We start from the raw sequence: 17,877 nt of genomic DNA on the forward strand, positions 1-17,877 counted from the left end.
AAAAATGTTGACTCAGGTTGTAGCAGTTGGCGACAGAGGAGTGCAAAAAAGGAGTTAGGGGTCGCTCAATAATAATTATTAAAAGGAACTCAAAAAAGCTAATATAAATAAGGGTGATAAACAAATACAAGTTAAGATTAATTATTCAAAAAAAATAAAGATGTTGACCAACCTAAGTTAACTAAATAGACAAAGTAATAATAAAAAATAAATCAAAAATATTAAAAAATTAAATAGTGTATTTAAGAGGGAGGATAAAAAATGAATAACTGGGTAACGGAAGAACTAAAAACGGCAGATTTGGGAGATAAAAGATTAAATAAAAGGCTGAGTGTCATTGTAGAAGGCTTGGCTTCAAAACCTGACAAGACCATACCCCAAACTTTTTTTCTTTTAGGTTTTTTCTTTGCCCCATTTTATGACATTTAAAGTGATATTTTCAAGCTGTAATTTACGTCATTTATTTTGAGACAATTTTGGGGGGCTTTTTTTCCTGTACTACTTTGGCTTGTGATCCTTATCTGACATTCATTGTAGCCTTTTTACAACGCGACAAATAATTTGAGACTCGCGTCATTTAATTTGAGATTCGACACCTGGAAACTCTCGGTGAACCCTTTTATGAACGTCGGCTACTGGTTGATATTAATACTGAACAAACTTGGGAAAAAAAAGGACGTAGTCGCAGTAAAAATGCACAATTTAATGACTCAACCGAATTACGTCGAGCTTTTGAAGATGCTTTAATTAAACATGGAGTACGGGCTGTCATTTTAGATGAAGCACAACATTTGATGAAAGTTGGTAATGGTCAGAGTGCCAGCAAATTATTAGACCAATTAGACTGGATAAAATCCATAACTAATGTCACTGGTGTCCTTCATGTTCTTATTGGAACTTATGAACTGTTAAGTTTTCAAAATCTAAATGGTCAAGCCGCACGACGTGGACTCGACTTACATTTTAAACGCTATCAATTTTCGGTTGAACAAGATCGTCGAAATTTTCAAGCCGCTTTATTGGCTCTGCTTAAACAAGTTCCTCTTAATACTGATATCGAGTCATTGATGCAGCAATGGTTTTATTTTTATGAACGCTCGATTGGGTGCGTTGGCGTTTTAAAGGACTGGCTTATTCGGGCAAGTGGAGCGTGTCTTCGTCGAGGTGAAGATACTTTGACGATAGAACGAATACAGGAGTATGCTTTTAACCTCGCGAGCGTGCGAACGTATGGCTATAGATGCAGTTGAAGGAGAGCAACAATTAATTTACTCCGCCAGTCGCCAAGACCATTTATCTCGATTATTAAACATGGAAGGGATTCTTACAAACTCTACTCAAGAAAAAGAATCTTCAGATGATAGTAGCACTTTTACAAGTCCTTCACTCCTCTCGACAAAAGCAACTTCAATAGATGACACAATAACTCCGACCTCCAATACTCATTCTCCTAGGCGAAAACGTACTTCAACCGCTTCTAAGACTTCCGATGCCTCTACTGTTAAAAAAGGAAGAAAAAAAACGACTTCAGTCAAAAACGATGAAATTGTCTCTCTACCCCATAATAATGAAACTTTATCAGAAGAGAGCGTAAAAGTAGAAGAAGCTGATTCCATTGATGCTACATCAACACAGAAAAAGACAAAGCGAAGAGTAGGAGCGCGTAAACCCAAACGCGACCAAGTTGGGTCCGAACCCGAAAAAGCCTGAACCTGTTTGACTTATCTGTACAAGTTTTAACAAGCAGGATGAGCGCGTAGCGGTCGGAAGGAGTGAGCGTGTAGACCATTTCGGTCTCTTAGCTTTAAATAAACATCAGCCACCGAATCCGAAAATCCTGCCACGGGGGGTCTGGGGGGAAACCCCCCAGGACTTAAAGCGTAGTGAAAAGAGACAGCGAAGCGAGCGCTTATTCATAAATTTATCAAATGGCTTTCTCTTATAGTAGTCCTTTTTTTCAAGCATATTTTGTCGTTCGCGCCAAAATATGGTTTAAGTCTCAGTTATGGTCAGTAATCTCGGACGATTAAATATTCCTGTACAGTATGGCCATCTTCGACTTGAAGCGATGTATGGTCCATCTATAATTTCTCATTTTAAAAATAATCACTTGGTTGGGGTTATAACTTTGGGCGATCAACTGTTTTTTAATTTTGTTTACTCTAAATTAGAAATTAAAAAGGCACAAGCTGAACAGGTACAAAAAGAGGCGATGAAACTTTTGTTAGCAACGAATAAAGTTAAAACTTTAGCTAAGTACCTAGAAATAAATAAAGCCTAGCTCCGCACCAGTCCTTGTACATGATGCTAAGAAATGTAAAAGCATTGAAAGCCTTTCCTGTTACCTGTTCCCTGTTCACTTTGATAAAGACTTTTCAAAGAATGTTAATGTAATACCTAAAAATTTTTTTTCAGAGTTAAAAAGAGGTACGCTCTCAACATCAAAATGTCTTGTGCTGCTCGAAGTGCGCCACTCAATATTTTTCAACGTCGCTCGACGACGCTTGTGGTAGAGGCTTTTCCCCGAAGCGTGAGAGTCGAGTAACTTTCCTGGTTCAAGTTCAAGAAAAGAACGATTCAGATCGTCGAGCGTTAATCCAAATAAAATATTCGCCCTCTCATTAGCAGCAATTAAGTAACCCTTGAAATCTACGCATAACTGGGCAACCGGGCTGGTTTCAAATATCGTTTTCCAGAAGGATTGGTCGGTTGTGAACCGAGCTAGAGTTGGTTTTTTAGAAGATTTGGGGTTGAGAGATAAAACATGCTCTACTTCTAGATTTAACCCTTTAGCATAAATTCGTAGCTTTAAATTGATAGGTGTAAAAATTTCTCTGTGCTGAGTTAGTATATCTGTTTGACCTAATAAGAGGAAGCCCGTGTTTTTTAGCGCAAAGTGAAAGCGAACTAAGATAGAACTTTGAGTTTCTGAGTAGAAATACATAAGCACATTGCGGCAAACCAATAGATCAATTTTTGAGATAGGAGCATTTTTAGCTAGGTCATGCTTACCAAAGATAATTTTATGACGAAGGGTTCGGTCAAAGACGTAATTTCCTTCAATGGGTTTAAAGTATTTTTCAATCAGATTCGCAGAGAGGCCTATCATTTGTTGCTCACTGTAAATGCCCTCTCGTGCCTGTGTTAGTGCGACTTCATCTATATCAGTTGCATAAACCTGTACTCGTTTTAGGCACTCATCGGTACCTAATACTTCTGCCAGTAAAATCGTAAGGCTGTAAATTTCCTGCCCGGCTGCACAACCTGCGCTCCAGACGCGAATAGGTTCATCTGTGTGCTTACTTTTCAGGATTTTTGGAATGATGGCTTTGGCGAGATAATCCCAAGCTTCGGGATCGCGGAAAAAACTGGTGAAGTTAATTAGAACATCATCTAAAAGAGCAGAGTATTCTTGGGGATGCTGTTGCAAATACTGTAAATAATTTTGATAGTTATCAATATTGATACTTTGCATCCGGTACTGAAATCGCCGTATTAAAGTCGAGCGTTTATAAGCGGTCAAGTCACAACCTCGGCTGTCTTTAAGGTAGTTTAATAACGCTTCAAATTCCAAATTGACTTCGGGCGGATTCATCTTTATAATTAATCATGGAGTTTAATTATTTTTGATTGATAGGTAACTCTATCACAAAAGTTGCTCCTTTTCCTATTCCTTGACTTTGAACATAAATAGAACCTTGATGAAGTTGAATTAAATGACGGGAGATCGCCAAACCCAGTCCCAATCCTTTCACGCCATTTGTACCCTCTCCTTGACGAAAGCGCTCAAAAACATAGGGAAGGAACTCAGCAGCAATGCCTATGCCAGTATCAATAACAGAAATTTTAGCATAACCCCCGTCGGCAAAATTGTCATCCCGCATCACTGAGAGTTCAACGCTCACCCGCCCTGATGGGGGGGTAAATTTAATAGCATTGGTTAATAAATTGCCCATGACTTGCACTAGGCGCTCTGGATCGCCCTTTACGACTACAGAACTAGCGTCTCCATCCTCATTAGTTTTGTGCCAGATGAGATCAATTCCCTTGGTGCTGGCCAAAGGAGCGACTGTGGAGATCGCAATATCAATAAGTGATCCTATTTCAACAGGCTCAAGACTCAAAAGCAGTTTATCTGCATTAATTCGGGAAATATCGAGCAAGTCTTGAATTAGTTTCGCTTGTAGTGCGGCATTGCGTTCGATCGTCTCTAATGCTTTTGTCAACATGGGTTGACTTGGGGGTGTGCCGCGTAACAACCGAGTCCAACCAAGAATAGCAACTAGGGGAGTATTTAATTCATGAGAAACCGTTGATAACAACTCGTCTTTTCTACGGCTGATCATTCTTTCATGATCGAGTGCTTCCCCTCGAAGTTTGGCCATCTGAAGATGAGCATTGACACGAGATACTAATTCCTGAGCGGAAAAAGGTTTTATTAAGTAGTCATCGGCTCCGGCTTCTAATCCTTTGATAATCGATTCCTCGCCGGCACGAGCAGAAAGCAGTATAAAGGGCACTTCTTTTGTGCGCGGGTCAGAACGCAAGGCTTGAAGTAACTCTACTCCATCGAGTCTTGGCATCATCACGTCACTTAGGATAAGATCGGGGACTTGTTCAATAGCTACTGCTAGAGCCGTTTTCCCATCTGCGACTGCCTCTACTTGAAAGTGTTCACTTAAGATACGAGTCAAATACTTTCGCATATCAGCATTGTCATCGACTAAAAGCACAAGGAAAGAAGAGGGTGTAAGTGAAACTTCTTGACTACATTCAAGATCTTGTTCCTCATTCGTATCTTTGGGTAGCCATCGCTCGGCTTCTAGCCTATAGGCAACACTATCTATTGTAGTAGATGCTAAGGGGCGAACGGGTTGGTCATCGCTTTCATCTAAAAGGCGATCACTGGGTAAGTGTTCTGTTCCGAACGGTAGAGAGATTGTAAAACAAGTCCCCTCTCCAAGAGTGCTATTCACTTCAATGCTGCCGCTATGCAGTCGAACCAGTTCATACACAAGAGCAAGGCCGATTCCCGATCCTTCATGAGTTCGCGCTTGAATGCCTCGAACTTGATAGAACCGCTCAAACAGATGGGGCAGGTGTTCGGGAGCAATACCAGTCCCTGTATCCTGGATTTGGAGGATAGCGCAATTATCATTATTGTTAGCTAAACTAACCCGTATTTCGCCTTTAAAGGTGAACTTAAAAGCATTAGAAAGCAGGTTGAGAACAATTTTTTCCCACATCTGTCGGTCGACAAAGACGGGTTCTGGTAGGGGAGGGCAATCAACAATCAACTGTAAGTCTGCCCGTTCGATAGCAGAGCGAAATACACTCGTGAGTTCTGTTGTGAACATTGCTAAATCAGTAGGTTCATAAACCGCTTCTATTCGCCCGGCTTCAATGCGGGAGAAATCGAGCAGGGTGTTAACCAGTTTCAATAAGCGGAGGTTGTTGCGGTGAACGAGTTCTAGCCGTTCTCCCTGAACAGGATCGAGGGGATGAGTGGGATCGCTTAAGATATCTTGCAGAGGAGCCAGTGATAGTGTTAAGGGTGTACGGAATTCGTGGCTAACGTTGCTGAAGAAGAGGGTTTTGACGCGATCAAGTTCTGCCAGAGTCTCGGCACGTTGGCGTTCTTGTTCACGGGCGGCTTGCTCTTGAATGAGTTGCAGTCGTTCGGCTTCAGCTTGTTTGTGTTCGTTGATGTTCTGGAAAACGATCGTCACTTTTCGATCTTGCGGATTGCCGTAGGGAAACACATCTACTTCAAACCAAGTCTTGAGATAGTCCTGCCACATTTCAAAGTGAACCAGTGCGTTAGTGACAAGAGCTTGGTGGTAGTGTTCAAACCAACCTGACTCAACAGACGGGATGAGTTCTCTCAAGGTTTTGCCTTGGACTTGGGTCAATCCGGTTTGGGTTTCAAATGAGGGACTGACTTCTAGGAAGCGACAATCGAGTGGTTTATCGTCATCGTCATACAGCACTTCGAGCAGCGCAAAACCATCGTTGATCGACTCAAACAGCGATCGATATTTTTCTTCGGATTCCCGCAGAGCCGCTTCGGTGCGGGCGCGTTCCAATGCAGACCACGTCCGTTCAGCAATTTCTTCCATTAAGTTTACTTCGTTGCCTGTCCAAGAACGTCTCACAGTGTCCTGAACATAAAACGATGCGACCCAATTACCTTGCTTTATCAGTTGAACGGAGATGCTGGAGCGAATATTTCCGGCTGATTCAAGGTCCGCTTCCTTTCCCTTACTCCGAGCGTCTTCAAAGGCATCTTCAACGACAACTGTTTGTCCCGAGCGGTACTGTCTGATCAAGTCATCGCCAAAGCTGACAAGCGGCCATGCCCCCTGTAAATTTTGCATAATACCGTTGGTGCAATCGCGTGCAACAACAAGATGATCGTAAGGCGGTGACACTTCGCTATAACCACAGCGTGCAACCTTATAATAGTGTCTAACAGTCTCGCTAACCGTAGCCATGATTTCAACCGGATCGGTTAACGGCCTGATAGCATCGCTGAGTTGCAACAGAAACGCCTGTCGCTCCTTACTCTCGCGTAAGGTTTCTTCGGCACGCTTGCGATCGCTAATGTCAATGACAAATTCGACGCATTCGGCATTGCGCCCGCTACCCTTGAGTCGCGTCGGTGAAAATAGCCCCCACCAGCGAGAACCATCTTTGCGAATATGCTGCTTCTCGTAAGGTGCAGTTTTTCCCAGGGTTGCCAGTTCCTCAGCCGCAGCACTCGTCACGTCCCAAAATTCAGGAGGGGTCAAATCTTTCCAGTGTGCGATATGGCGAGCTTCATCCCGGTTGTAACCGCTCATTCTTAAGAAGGTATCGTTTGCATCGGTGATCTGCCCATCGAGCATGAAAAACAGAACCCCGACGGTTTCGATAGAAAGTGCTTTTTGTAGTCGCTCTTGGCTCTCGCGTAACGCGGCTTCGGAGCGCTTCTCATCCGTGACATCGCTAAAAAGTGCCGCGAGTTGGTTTTTGTTATTGCTTGTAGGAAAGACAAAGACATCGAACCAACGATCGAGGTCTTCGTGGAAGTCGATGAACCGCTTCGGCTGTCCGGTGCGTGCAACCTCCGCGTAGTCCTTCAGCCACATATCCTCCGCTTCTGGGAAGAGTTCCTGCATTGTTTGCCCTGGTTGCGGTCTGCGCCCACTCTGCCGCTCAAAGCCTAAATTAGTCTCGATGTAGCGGAAATCGATCGCCTCGCCTGCATCGTTGTAGAGCATTTCAAAGATACAGAAACCTTCGTCGATCGAGTTGAACAGCGAGCGATATTTGGCTTCCGATTCCCGCAGGGCTTGTTCGGCGTAAGCACGTTCGAGACGGGGAAATGTGCGGTTTGTCACCTCGCGGATTAACTCAATTTCATCTTCACGCCAATTGCGGGCAACAGAATCATTCACCGTGAATAAATATTTCCATTCGCCCTCCCGATGAAAGGGAACAGTGACATAGGCATGAATCTTGAGGGCGGCATAGCGATCGCTATCTGTGCGAGGATCAGTCTGTGTATCGCGGATGATAATGGTTTCTCCAGACCGTGCCGCCTGTCGAAATTCTTCGGTGATAAACTCGGAGAGCCGATAAACACCTGTTACGTCTGGTGTATCGGAGGTATGCCAGGTGTATTCGATGCTCGCTTGATTTTGTCTTTCGTTAATTTCTGCGAAGAGACAATTAGAAATGTTGAGGTAAGCGCCTACTTTTGCCCCGACTGCACGCATAATCTCATCGGCGGACGAAAGACGGGAAAAGTCTTGGGCAATTTCGGCTAAGAAAGCAGCATTCGCTTCGCGGCGTTTGTGATCGCTGATATCTGTGAACAGAACGGCCACGCGGCGGCTGCCGTCTGGGCCCAAACGGAAAACATACAGGTCAAAAACGCGATTTAAGGTGGCTTCGCTTTCTTCAAACCGAATCGGTTCACCGGTTTCGGCGACACGCCCATAAACCTGTGCCCATTTGGGATTCGGTGTTCCCAGAAGTTCTGTGGCTTTGCGTCCGACCGGATACTCCATACCGGTCTGCTTCACAAAAGCGGGATTGACTTCCAAAAACAGAAAGTCATTCCACTGGCCATTGTCGTCTGCCAGAACTTCGACAACTGCATAGGCCTCATCCATTGACACAAAGAGCGCTCGATACTTTTCTTCGTTCTCCCGCAGGGTGGCTTCTGTCCGCTTGCGTTCGGTAATGTCGTAAGAAACCGCAAGCGCCCCATAGATTTCCCCATTTTCAGCCCTAATCGGTGTTCCCCGTGATATGTAGGTGCGATCATGGGAAGAATGCTCATACTCAAAGGGTTTACCTGCGAGTGCTTGACGGTACATCGGCTCGTAACTTGCCACTAATTCGGACGACAGCACTTCGAAGATTGTATGTCCGACGAAATCTTCTGGTTTAAATCCGGCAGTCTCCAATGCTTCTCCTTCTGCCAGCATATAGCGCAGATTTTGATCGACCACAAACGCCGCCCCTCCCGGAAGATTCGAAATTAAAGCACGTGATCGCGCTTCTGCCTCCAACGCCGCATTAGCCACCAGCAATTCTCTCTTTTGACGCTGCTGCAATAGCAAAGCAGTAGCTGTAAAGTCTGCTAGACTCGTCATAACCCGCACATCTTCTAAATCAAAGTGTCGTGGCTCATCCTGCGATATGATCCAGATCGTGCCGAAGACGTGGCGATCAGCAACCAAAGGCAACACTAACCTTTCTACAATGGGTATGTTTGCTTCTTGAAAGTAGGTAAAATAGCGTTCTGGGTGGGAAAATAAAACAGGAGAACCCTGTTCAAGACAAACGCCACAAGAGCTATAATTGCGGGGGGTACTGCCCCCAACATGATGTGCTAAGGTTCCGGCTAAAACAGTCCAGCGAAAAATCTCTTCTCCTTCAGATGTGGTTTCCAGCAAGCTTAGTCCGGCTGTCCCCGCCTTACATAACGAAAGAGCAAGATCCACCAAGGTTTGCATCAAATATTCTGAATCCCTCGCCATCTGTTGGGCCAGGAGTTGCATCCCCTCCGCCTGAGCCTGCCAATTGGGGGCACGGGGCGATCTCATCTGAAGCTCCCTTGTAATTATAATATCGTCTAGGGTGACGGTTTGAGCTTGAGGTCGTTGCATAGTGCTTATTCCTTCTCAACTGGGGCATCAGAGTTCAGTTGAGTAGAGTTGATTAAGGGTAATCTGACAGTAAATGTTGCCCCTCGCCCTTCTCCCCCACTTGCTACCTCGATTGTCCCTTGATGTAATTCTACTAGATAACGGGCGATCGCTAGTCCAATGCCCACCCCTCCGGGTGAATGACGGCTAGGTACTTCAGCTTGACTGAAACGCTCAAAAACATGGACAAGAAAATTTGAACTAATGCCGATACCGGTATCAGTAACACGGAGTCGGGCCTCAAAAGCCAAGTCGTCTAACTCAATGTAGACTTTTCCTTTATTAGGAGTGAATTTGATAGCATTGGATAGCAAATGACTCATAATTTGTTTGAGCCGTTCGGGATCTCCTGTAAGTATAACCTGTTTACCTGGATCAGGTAATCTCTCTATGAGTAGAATTTGCTTTGCTTGAGCCGTTTGACGCAGTGTAGTAATAACATCTTGTGTTAGAGGAACCAGATCGACCGGTTGAAGTTGTAGTCGAAGCTTTCCCGAGAGAATGCTAGAAACATCCAGCAAATCTTTGACTAATTTGGCTTCAATCGTGGCATTGCGCTCAATAGAAGCCAGTGCTTGAGCCGTCTTTTTCCCGTCGAAAGATTGACTTTGTAATAAACGTGCCCAACTGAGAATCGCTGCAAGAGGAGCTTGTAATTCATGAGTTACAGTCTGGAGGAATTCATTTTTAAAACGATTAGCCGATTGCTCCTGGCGCAAACGTGACATTTGTAGTTGGGTCTGGACCCGCGCTATTAGTTCGTAGGTACTGAAAGGTTTAATTAAATAATCATCGGCTCCTGCTTCTAATCCTTCAATGGTTGCTTCTTTTCCTGCCCTTGCAGACAGTAGAATAATGGGAATACTTTTAGTGATCGGATCAGCCCGAAGTGTATTGAGCAGACCAAATCCGTCTAGCTCTGGCATCATCACATCTGTCAGCACTAAGTCGGGCAGTTGTTGAGCAATCATTTCTAGAGCGATTGCTCCATTGGCGGCGGTTTCAACTTGCCAGCGTTCGCTCAACAACCGGCTCACGTAATGGCGCATATCTGCGTTGTCATCCACTAGCAATATTCGGCTTTTTGACGGTGAGGGAATGTGAGAGTAACTGGGTGCTAAAATAATCTTTTTATCTTGCTGATTTTTTGACGATTCGATAAATTCCGTCTCTTGGGTAAGCCATTGTAAGGCTTCCTCCACGTAGGGAGACACGCTCATGGCGGTTGAGGTTCGAATAGGAGTTGCCCCAATCCGTTCAGGAGGAAGATGGGCAGAGCCGCTCGGAATAAACACTTTAAAACAACTCCCTTCTCCAAGGGTACTACTGACCCCGACTATTCCGCTATGCAGTTTTATTAATTGTAAAACTAGGGATAAACCAATTCCCGATCCTTCATAAGTACGTCCTTTTGCTCCTTTTACTCGGTGAAACCGCTCAAACAAATGGGGAATTTCTGCGCGGGGAATGCCAATGCCTGTGTCTTGTACAGATAGTTCAATATATGGGAAAATGGGCAATGAAGAAGGAGTAAAGACAAAATTTTCCCTTTTATCTTTTAACTTTTCTTGTTCGCTTGCTACTAATCGCAAACTTACTTTGATCTCACCACTAAAAGTAAACTTGAAAGCGTTTGAGAGCAAATTAAGGACAATCTTTTCCCACATTTCTCGATCAACATAGACAGGTTCAGCGAGCAGAGGACAATCGACCACCAAACGCAGAGCAGCCTTTTCAATGCAAGAGCGAAACACACTAGCTAGTTCAGCCGTAAAGGTGGCTAGGTCAGTTGGCTCATAAACTGCCTGAACCCGCTCGCTTTCAATACGCGAAAAATCGAGCAGAGTGTTAACCAATTTCAGCAGGCGTAACCCGTTACGATGTATGATTTTAATGCGCTCATATTGAAGAGGTGCAAGGGGATTACTGGCATCGCTTAACGCATCTTCAGCAGGCCCGAGCATTAGGGTAAGCGGTGTGCGAAATTCATGGCTGACATTGCTGAAAAAAGCCGTTTTGGCTCGGTCTAACTCGACTAATGCCTCAGCCCGTTTGCGTTCATCCTCATAAGCTAAAGTATTAGCGATTGCCGTCGTCACTTGAGCGGCTACCAAGTCAAAAAAGCCTCGATAATCATCATCAAGCGGTTTATAGGGGCTAATGCCAGCAATAAGAACGCCTAGGGTTTCGTGTCCGGGTCGGGTTAGAGGCAGGGCGATCGCGCTGTTGGGGGATTCATCCCACGCGCCCCCGGGAAGCGAACCAAAGCGATCAATTAATTGATGAATGACTCGGTTTTCTCCAGTGGCTAAAATCGAGTTGAGTGACCAGCAGTCGGATGCTTCATCGGCAAGCTCAATCACACTAGGGCTAACAAGAGTTCCGACTTCTAAATTAGTTGTACTGACAAGTTTAACCTGTTGATGACCGCTATCAAGCAAATAAAACAAGGCGAAGGGAATGTCTTTAAGGTTATTAGCTAATACATTAGCAGAAATTTGGCAGGCTTCATTTACCGTTTTCGCGTGTGCCGTCTCTGCACCTAAATCCCGAAGCGTCCTCAGACGGCGTTCATCCAAAACTCGCAGAGTATCTTCCGTACAGGCACAAAAAATCCCTCCCACGCCATCTTCATATCTCCCAATAGGACTGTAAGAGAAGGTAAAGTAGGCTTCTTCCCGATAGCCATTACGCTCCATAATCTCCAATAATTCTTCGTTCCAAGAGGGATTTCCGTTATTAAGCACCTCATAAGCCAATGGTCCTAACGAGTGCCAAATCTCTGACCAAATATCATTTGCCGATCTACCTAAAGCTTTTGGATGCCGCTTACCCAATATTGGAATATAAGCATCATTATATAAATTGATCAGGTTTTTCCCCCACCAGATAAACATTGGGTAGCGGGAGCCTAAAATAATTCGAATGCCTGTTTTTAAGCTCTGTGGCCAGGTTTCGATAAGACCGAGCTGGCTTTGTGACCAATCATACGCTCTCATCAAAGCTCCCATCTCGCCCCCTCCTGCAAAAAGGCTTTCAAGCAAGGGATTTAGGCTCTCAGATGGGATTATCATACAAAGCTTTCCTCAACAAATGCAATTTTTTCATGTTAATTTAAGCAATTTATGCTATTGACTATAAGTGCGTCGGGCTAATTGAGTTACCATATCAATCAAATCCCTTGGTTGAGCCAGCTTGTGCAAATGGGCTTCAAATCCAGCACTAATAACTTTTTCCCGAGTTTCGTCTAAATAAGCGGTAATGGCGACTGCTGGAATATGTCCTCCGATTTGAGACTCAAGCTCGCGTATTTGGCGAATCAAGCTATAGCCATCTTTATCGGGCATACGAATGTCACTCACCAATACATCGGCCTGAAATTGCTCTAATTCTTTTAGTGCGGCTGCCGCACTTGCTACTGCTCTGACACGAATTCCCGCAGATTCTAAAACGGCACTGATGAATTCCCGAGCATCCGCTTCATCATCAACAACTAGCACCTGCAATCCGTTTAGAGATTGAGACAGAGTAAGTTTAGACACTTTTTCTTTTGTAGAAATTGCTTTCGGGTAGGGGGGTTGAGCGATTAGAAACTCTGCTTGTTGAATTTGAATTAAGTTATGTACCCCTATTCGTAGAGTTTCAATCGAACCTGAGTCATTACGGAGGCTTAGCACTTGCAACAGGGCACTAAATGGTTCTTGGTGTCGTGGACATAATATCGTTTGCCAATGTTGTATTTCCCTTTTTTGAGAAAGCTCATCCAACTTGGTATAAAAAGCTGAGCGTTCACTATGATCTACATACACAACTAAAGGTTTACCGACTAAATAGTGTTGTGGTACGTTTAGCCATTTAGCTATCATCTGGTTGGCTTCTGTGATTAACCCTTTAGCATCGGTCACTAAATAGCCTAAAGGTGAAGTGTGAAATAAGTCGTAGTAATGTTGGTAAGCTGTGACAATTCGTTGATTTTGCTCTATAAGCTTTTGCTCCAGGCAAGAGGCTATTTCCAACTTCGTCTGCATCTCTTCTATATACAGTTGTAAACCGTCAAGTGCGACTACGCTTTCTGAAAAAGCAATCAATTCTTGTTTTTCTTCCTCGGCGGCAATTAGCTGTCGCAACGTTTCGATATATTGTCTCAACTTTTCGTCACTCATAAATACAGTCGAATAATGTGGGTAATGCGCTTTTAATCTTGGATATAAGACGAATATTATTTTATTAAATTTTTTGAGATTTACATACATATATCCTAACGTCCAAGCCAGGCAAACGAATCATAAAAGTTTGACGGGGTGACAAGAAACTTGTAATTAAGGTAGGGTGTGGGGTGTAGGGTGTGGGGTGTGGGGTGTAGGGTGTAGGGAAAAATGAATTAATAAGTACCTGGACATAAATAAAGCACTTTATGTTAAGAAATGTAAAAACATTGAAAGCCTTTCCTGTTCCCTGTTCCCTGTTCCCTGTTCCCTAATCACACAGTTAACTTTAATTGTGTCCAGGTACTTACAAGTAGAAGTACAGCACGAAAATGGCTTTTAAGCAGTATAAATACTTGCAATTTGGGCGACAACAAAAATTCTTGAGGCACAATTCCGTAAATTATTGGATGAGCTTTGTAGCCAATAATTACAAACATCACCAATATTTTAACAGTAGATAATTGTATGGTAACTTCAATCAATCGTTCTCGCTCTGAATTTCATGACTTAGTCATTACTCGCATGGATGCACCAGGTAATCCTAATTATGCCATCCCAAAACGAGTGATGTTAATACGCCCAAATCCATTAGACGAAAGTAATGATCTCCTATTCATCGATCAAGTGCCAGTACCGCGCGATGCTTGGACTTACGATGCCCATGACAAAACTTTACGTTGGCAAGGATTATTTGGTGGAGGTCAGTTACATCTTTATGCTAGTGGTCGTGGTGCTGTCGGGGTTATTGGTGGTGCAGACAGGGCTATATCGGTAAGGGCTGGCGCACGGGCACAATTCATTTGCTCTGTTGCTTTAAATTCTGGCGCTACTTATGAAAGCCAAAATAATGCAATTGTCGGTTTTACTTGGGATACATCTTCTCCGGCGTGGAAGTCAGCAACTTGGGTTCAAGACAGATTATTGTTAACTTATACAGTAACTCAAGGCAGTTCAATCGAACCACCAACTTTTACATGGGAATTTGAAGATAAACAGACAGAATCTATCCCTTGGGAACCTAGTTTAGGCTCTTTTGAAGCCAGTCTTAGTTTAGGTCAACAGCAGGGGCTAATGGTATGGAATTTGGTATTTAAGTCCAATGTGCCTCCAGATCAAGATATCGGTTTATCTAGCCCTGAACCAGATACTGTTTATCCCTATTGGATGCAGGCAAGAGAAGACGCGGCGGCTTCTACCATCAACGGTGTATTACAAATTGATGATCTTGCCCCCAAAGGCACGCTAGTCGGGATGCAAGGTAAACGGGTTGCTTCAATGGTAGCTGGTTATTACCACGTATCACCTGATAAAGCACCCTTTGCTGTCTTTGACGGACGTTTGCATCTCAATGGTAAGCCTGTGGCCGATTCCTATATGTTAGGCAATACCCTATATTGGAGAGGGCTTGATCGCAAACATCAAAAACGATTAGGATTACCCGCAGAAGGTAAGCTTCTATTCAGTAAAAACGGATCTCTTGCTAATGACCCCCATAACACATTGACTGTGCGGCGCTTATCAGCTAATTCGACTCATAACCAAATTGCTAAACACTGCGATCTTCACCCAAAAATTCATGACATCCTCCTCTCACAGGTAGCCTCTTTAGCCGATACCTCGCCGAATATATACGGTTTGCTGGCTATGACCCCGTTTGCACAAAATACTCAGGGAGAATGGGGTGATGTTGTTCAATCTGCTGTGAGACAGAACTTAAGTGAAATAATGAATTCTTATATCTCAGAAGATATTTGGAAACTGTTATTTCCTAATGTGAACCAACCTATTTTAAGCGGAGAATTAGCAGAAATTGCCAACTCGCCGGTATCAGGTATAGGAGATCCCACAGCCTGGTATAAAACTTTGGGGACTGCCGTAATGACTCAAGGATTGGCTAATGGTTCGGATTCAAACACCAAAAATCTCAACGGTCCGCGTGCCGCCGCTTGGTTAAAACAAGAAGTAGCCAATTCTAAAGTGTACCAAGTTCATGGGCAAAAGTTATTTCAGTACCAATGGGGTCAACGCTTCCCACAGACGGCTGATTATATCTCAGATCAAATTACCAACGCCGCTACCTATGAAGCAACTATCGACAGTCAAATCAAAAGTTCTATTAATGATATTAATACCAATGTGGTAGCAGATGGGTCATCTCCGGACCTCAAACAAAACTTAATTAAAGAAGTACAAGCCGTTGGTGAGTATGCGAAAACCAATAAACTTTTTTGGGCTTTTGCTTACTATACTTATAATACCGCCCCTGCCATTCTTGCCAATATTGCGATTCAGATCGGCATCAATACCGGATCGAGTGATGGAACTACACTAACGCGACTATTTCAGCAAAATATTACGGTACTGACTGCTTTAGATCCGTCGGGATATTTTGCTCAACAGTACAATAAAACGATCAATATCTTTTTGGCTACTAATATTTTGCCTAGTATGTACGGATTTACAGGAGATGCAGAAAGCTTTGAGCTAATTAAAGAATACCTACAAACTTTTGTTCAACAAAATATTGCCAACGAAGATCAACAAATTGCCGATGCCGCCACTCAAATTAAAAATATTTTAGATGAAAAAGATGCAGATGAAATTCTTAAAGCGTCGATCGAAACCTTGCGTACATTTGCCGAAGCCATTCAAGATACTTTAGCACTTCCCTACATAGCTAACCGATGGGTCAATTGGTTTTCAAGTACCTTTCCTAGGTTCTCAAAAATCGCTAACATCTTTGGCAGTGTATTCATTGGCGGAATTACCGGTTTAGCTATTTTTAATCTTTTCTCGACCTATAAAAGTTGGGACAAACTCACTGCCGGAGAAAAAGCAGAAGTCATCCTTGATACGGTGCAATTGGGTCTACAGATATTAGCCGCAGTTGTTAAACGCGGAGTCAGGCTTTACGCCATTTTTCAAGTAGATGGGATGTCTTTTTGGCAACGCAGTGCAGCAGTTAATCGTATTTTGGTTGAGGGAGAAGCCAGCCGGCTTGATGAAGGTTTAGTGAATATATCTAACAGAACTGCTCGTTGGCTGGGAGATACGGCTGGTTCAATAGAAATGCGAGACGAAATAACATTGCTGCTTAATATAGGCGACAATGATCTAGAAGAAGTATCCTGGACAATCAGAATATTTGGTCGCAACCTAGATGAGTTTATTGCCACCCGTGTCGGTCCGATTTTAATTCTTGCTGGTATCGGTTTGAGCATCTACTTTATTACTACTGGAGAGACGGGGGTAGCCCTTGGGGCAGATATTGTTAATATTGTTGGTGGTGTGCTAACTTTATTTGCTCTAGTCGGCACTTGGGCTGTTGAAGGAGGATTAATTGTCGCCGATGGCGTTTTGGCAGGAATAATTGCTTTTGCCGGACCTTTAGCTATTATCGCTGCATTAGTAGGGGTTGCTTTGGTGCTGTACGAACTATTCCAAAAACCACCCGATCCCGTTAAAGAATTTGTTGATCAATATGCTAAACCTGCGGGATTTTATGTCGACTCTAAAGCCAGTAGTATTGACTATGTGATTCCCTATGCCGCCAAAGAGCAAAATAACCTGTTGATGCTCGGATTCACTTTATCGCCTGACATCTTCATTGATGGGATAATATTTATCCCTTCTGGCAAAATTATGATCGCTAATGCTGATGGTTCTTTATCTCTAGGTTCTGCTACTTCCTTGCCGGATACTGTTTGGCAATCTCAAACTGATGGCTTAGGGATGAGTCAGATTTTTACTCTGATTGAAAAAGACAAAACCGAAGGCCCCATAGGCGTTTTACTCAGCCTGATGAGCGACTATACTGTTTCCTTCCAACCGAGAATGAGTTCTAGTCAAACCAAATCGCAAGCCGCAAGTGGCAAACCTACGATACTGACGCAAACTTGGTTGAGTCATCCTCAAACTCATGCAGTGACAACTAACGATGATACAGATCTAGTTTCCTTAGATTTAAAATTTCAGCCTGTAATGCCCGATCAAAACGGCAATTACCATCCATCACAAGCTGGCGGTTGGTTAATCACAACCACTTCAGGAGTGGGTTATAGTGCAAATCAGGGTAGTCTATTTAACTTAAAAATGTCTGGTCTAGCTCCGAATTTTATGACCATGAGCGATATAAGTTTTATCCTCAATAGTACCCCATCCCAACAGCAAAAATTTGGACCACGCTTTGGTATTAATCCCAGTACGCCGTTTACCTATTCTTTAACAGGAGGCTTGCCCAGTTTCTTAAGTTTTAGTAAAGAAACAGGCACTTTTAGCCCTAATGGCCAAACTGCTAATCAAGCAATTAAATCGAATAATTCTTTGACAATTAGTAACGCTCTAGGTAATGAATCTGTTAATTTCACCATTACTGTAGCTTGACCTTCTTCTAAGTCCCTGAACATAAATAAAGCTTTCTGTATTAAGAAATGTTTTACTCTCCTAACTCTTACCCATTGCCCTTTTCC

General features: G+C 43.5%; 9 protein-coding genes. 5 read left to right on the top strand and 4 right to left on the bottom strand.

Going from position 1 to position 17,877, the window contains the following annotated elements:
• Nucleotides 1–261 precede the first annotated feature (261 nt).
• From CYAN7822_RS36095 to CYAN7822_RS27395, 4 genes are all read left to right on the top strand, one after another.
• Complete coding sequence (locus tag CYAN7822_RS36095) at nucleotides 262–429, top strand: IS4/Tn5 family transposase DNA-binding protein (protein ID WP_245602803.1); 168 nt, start codon at nucleotides 262–264, stop codon at nucleotides 427–429.
• Between the two features lie 317 nt (nucleotides 430–746).
• Nucleotides 747–1,250, top strand: coding sequence for a hypothetical protein (locus CYAN7822_RS39690; protein ID WP_245602828.1), 504 nt, complete (start codon nucleotides 747–749; stop codon nucleotides 1,248–1,250).
• A complete protein-coding gene (locus CYAN7822_RS39695) occupies nucleotides 1,231–1,710 on the top strand; it encodes a hypothetical protein (RefSeq protein ID WP_049802735.1) in 480 nt (159 codons plus the stop codon). Before CYAN7822_RS39690 ends, CYAN7822_RS39695 begins: the two co-directional genes overlap by 20 nt.
• 295 nt (nucleotides 1,711–2,005) lie before the next feature.
• Entirely contained in the window at nucleotides 2,006–2,281 is a 276-nt protein-coding gene (locus CYAN7822_RS27395) for a hypothetical protein (protein WP_041934059.1), read from the top strand.
• A 75-nt stretch (nucleotides 2,282–2,356) separates the two neighbouring features.
• Here CYAN7822_RS27395 and CYAN7822_RS27400 read toward each other — a convergent pair whose 3' ends face one another.
• Genes CYAN7822_RS27400 through CYAN7822_RS27415 form a run of 4 tightly spaced genes read right to left on the bottom strand, consistent with a single transcriptional unit; the run spans nucleotide 2,357 to nucleotide 13,363 of the window.
• Nucleotides 2,357–3,595 (bottom strand): CheR family methyltransferase, encoded by a 1,239-nt coding sequence (locus CYAN7822_RS27400; RefSeq protein WP_013334227.1) that lies wholly within the window; start codon nucleotides 3,593–3,595, stop codon nucleotides 2,357–2,359.
• Between the two features lie 25 nt (nucleotides 3,596–3,620).
• Complete coding sequence (locus CYAN7822_RS39190; protein WP_013334228.1) at nucleotides 3,621–9,161, bottom strand: ATP-binding protein; 5,541 nt, start codon at nucleotides 9,159–9,161, stop codon at nucleotides 3,621–3,623.
• Nucleotides 9,162–9,166: 5 nt separating this feature from the next.
• Nucleotides 9,167–12,274: an ATP-binding response regulator gene (locus CYAN7822_RS27410; RefSeq protein ID WP_013334229.1), complete on the bottom strand. Its 3,108-nt coding sequence runs from the start codon at nucleotides 12,272–12,274 to the stop codon at nucleotides 9,167–9,169.
• Between the two features lie 54 nt (nucleotides 12,275–12,328).
• The gene (locus tag CYAN7822_RS27415) at nucleotides 12,329–13,363 is read right to left on the bottom strand and encodes a response regulator (protein WP_013334230.1); all 1,035 of its coding nucleotides are present in this window, start codon (nucleotides 13,361–13,363) and stop codon (nucleotides 12,329–12,331) included.
• Between the two features lie 510 nt (nucleotides 13,364–13,873).
• Between CYAN7822_RS27415 and CYAN7822_RS27425 the strand changes: the two genes are divergently transcribed.
• Nucleotides 13,874–17,791 (top strand): putative Ig domain-containing protein, encoded by a 3,918-nt coding sequence (locus CYAN7822_RS27425; protein WP_013334231.1) that lies wholly within the window; start codon nucleotides 13,874–13,876, stop codon nucleotides 17,789–17,791.
• The last annotated feature ends 86 nt before the right edge of the window (nucleotides 17,792–17,877 follow it).

Origin of the sequence: Gloeothece verrucosa PCC 7822 (assembly GCF_000147335.1) — a bacterium.
In the GTDB taxonomy this organism is placed as follows: Bacteria; Cyanobacteriota; Cyanobacteriia; order Cyanobacteriales; family Microcystaceae; genus Gloeothece; species Gloeothece verrucosa.

Coding starts and splice junctions, on each gene's coding strand:
- CYAN7822_RS27425 (WP_013334231.1), top strand. CDS start 13,874: ATGGTAACTTCAATCAATCGTTCTCGCTCTGAATTTCATGACTTAGTC.
- CYAN7822_RS39695 (WP_049802735.1), top strand. CDS start 1,231: ATGGCTATAGATGCAGTTGAAGGAGAGCAACAATTAATTTACTCCGCC.
- CYAN7822_RS39190 (WP_013334228.1), bottom strand. CDS start 9,161: ATGCAACGACCTCAAGCTCAAACCGTCACCCTAGACGATATTATAATT.
- CYAN7822_RS36095 (WP_245602803.1), top strand. CDS start 262: ATGAATAACTGGGTAACGGAAGAACTAAAAACGGCAGATTTGGGAGAT.
- CYAN7822_RS27395 (WP_041934059.1), top strand. CDS start 2,006: ATGGTCAGTAATCTCGGACGATTAAATATTCCTGTACAGTATGGCCAT.
- CYAN7822_RS27415 (WP_013334230.1), bottom strand. CDS start 13,363: ATGAGTGACGAAAAGTTGAGACAATATATCGAAACGTTGCGACAGCTA.
- CYAN7822_RS27400 (WP_013334227.1), bottom strand. CDS start 3,595: ATGAATCCGCCCGAAGTCAATTTGGAATTTGAAGCGTTATTAAACTAC.
- CYAN7822_RS27410 (WP_013334229.1), bottom strand. CDS start 12,274: ATGATAATCCCATCTGAGAGCCTAAATCCCTTGCTTGAAAGCCTTTTT.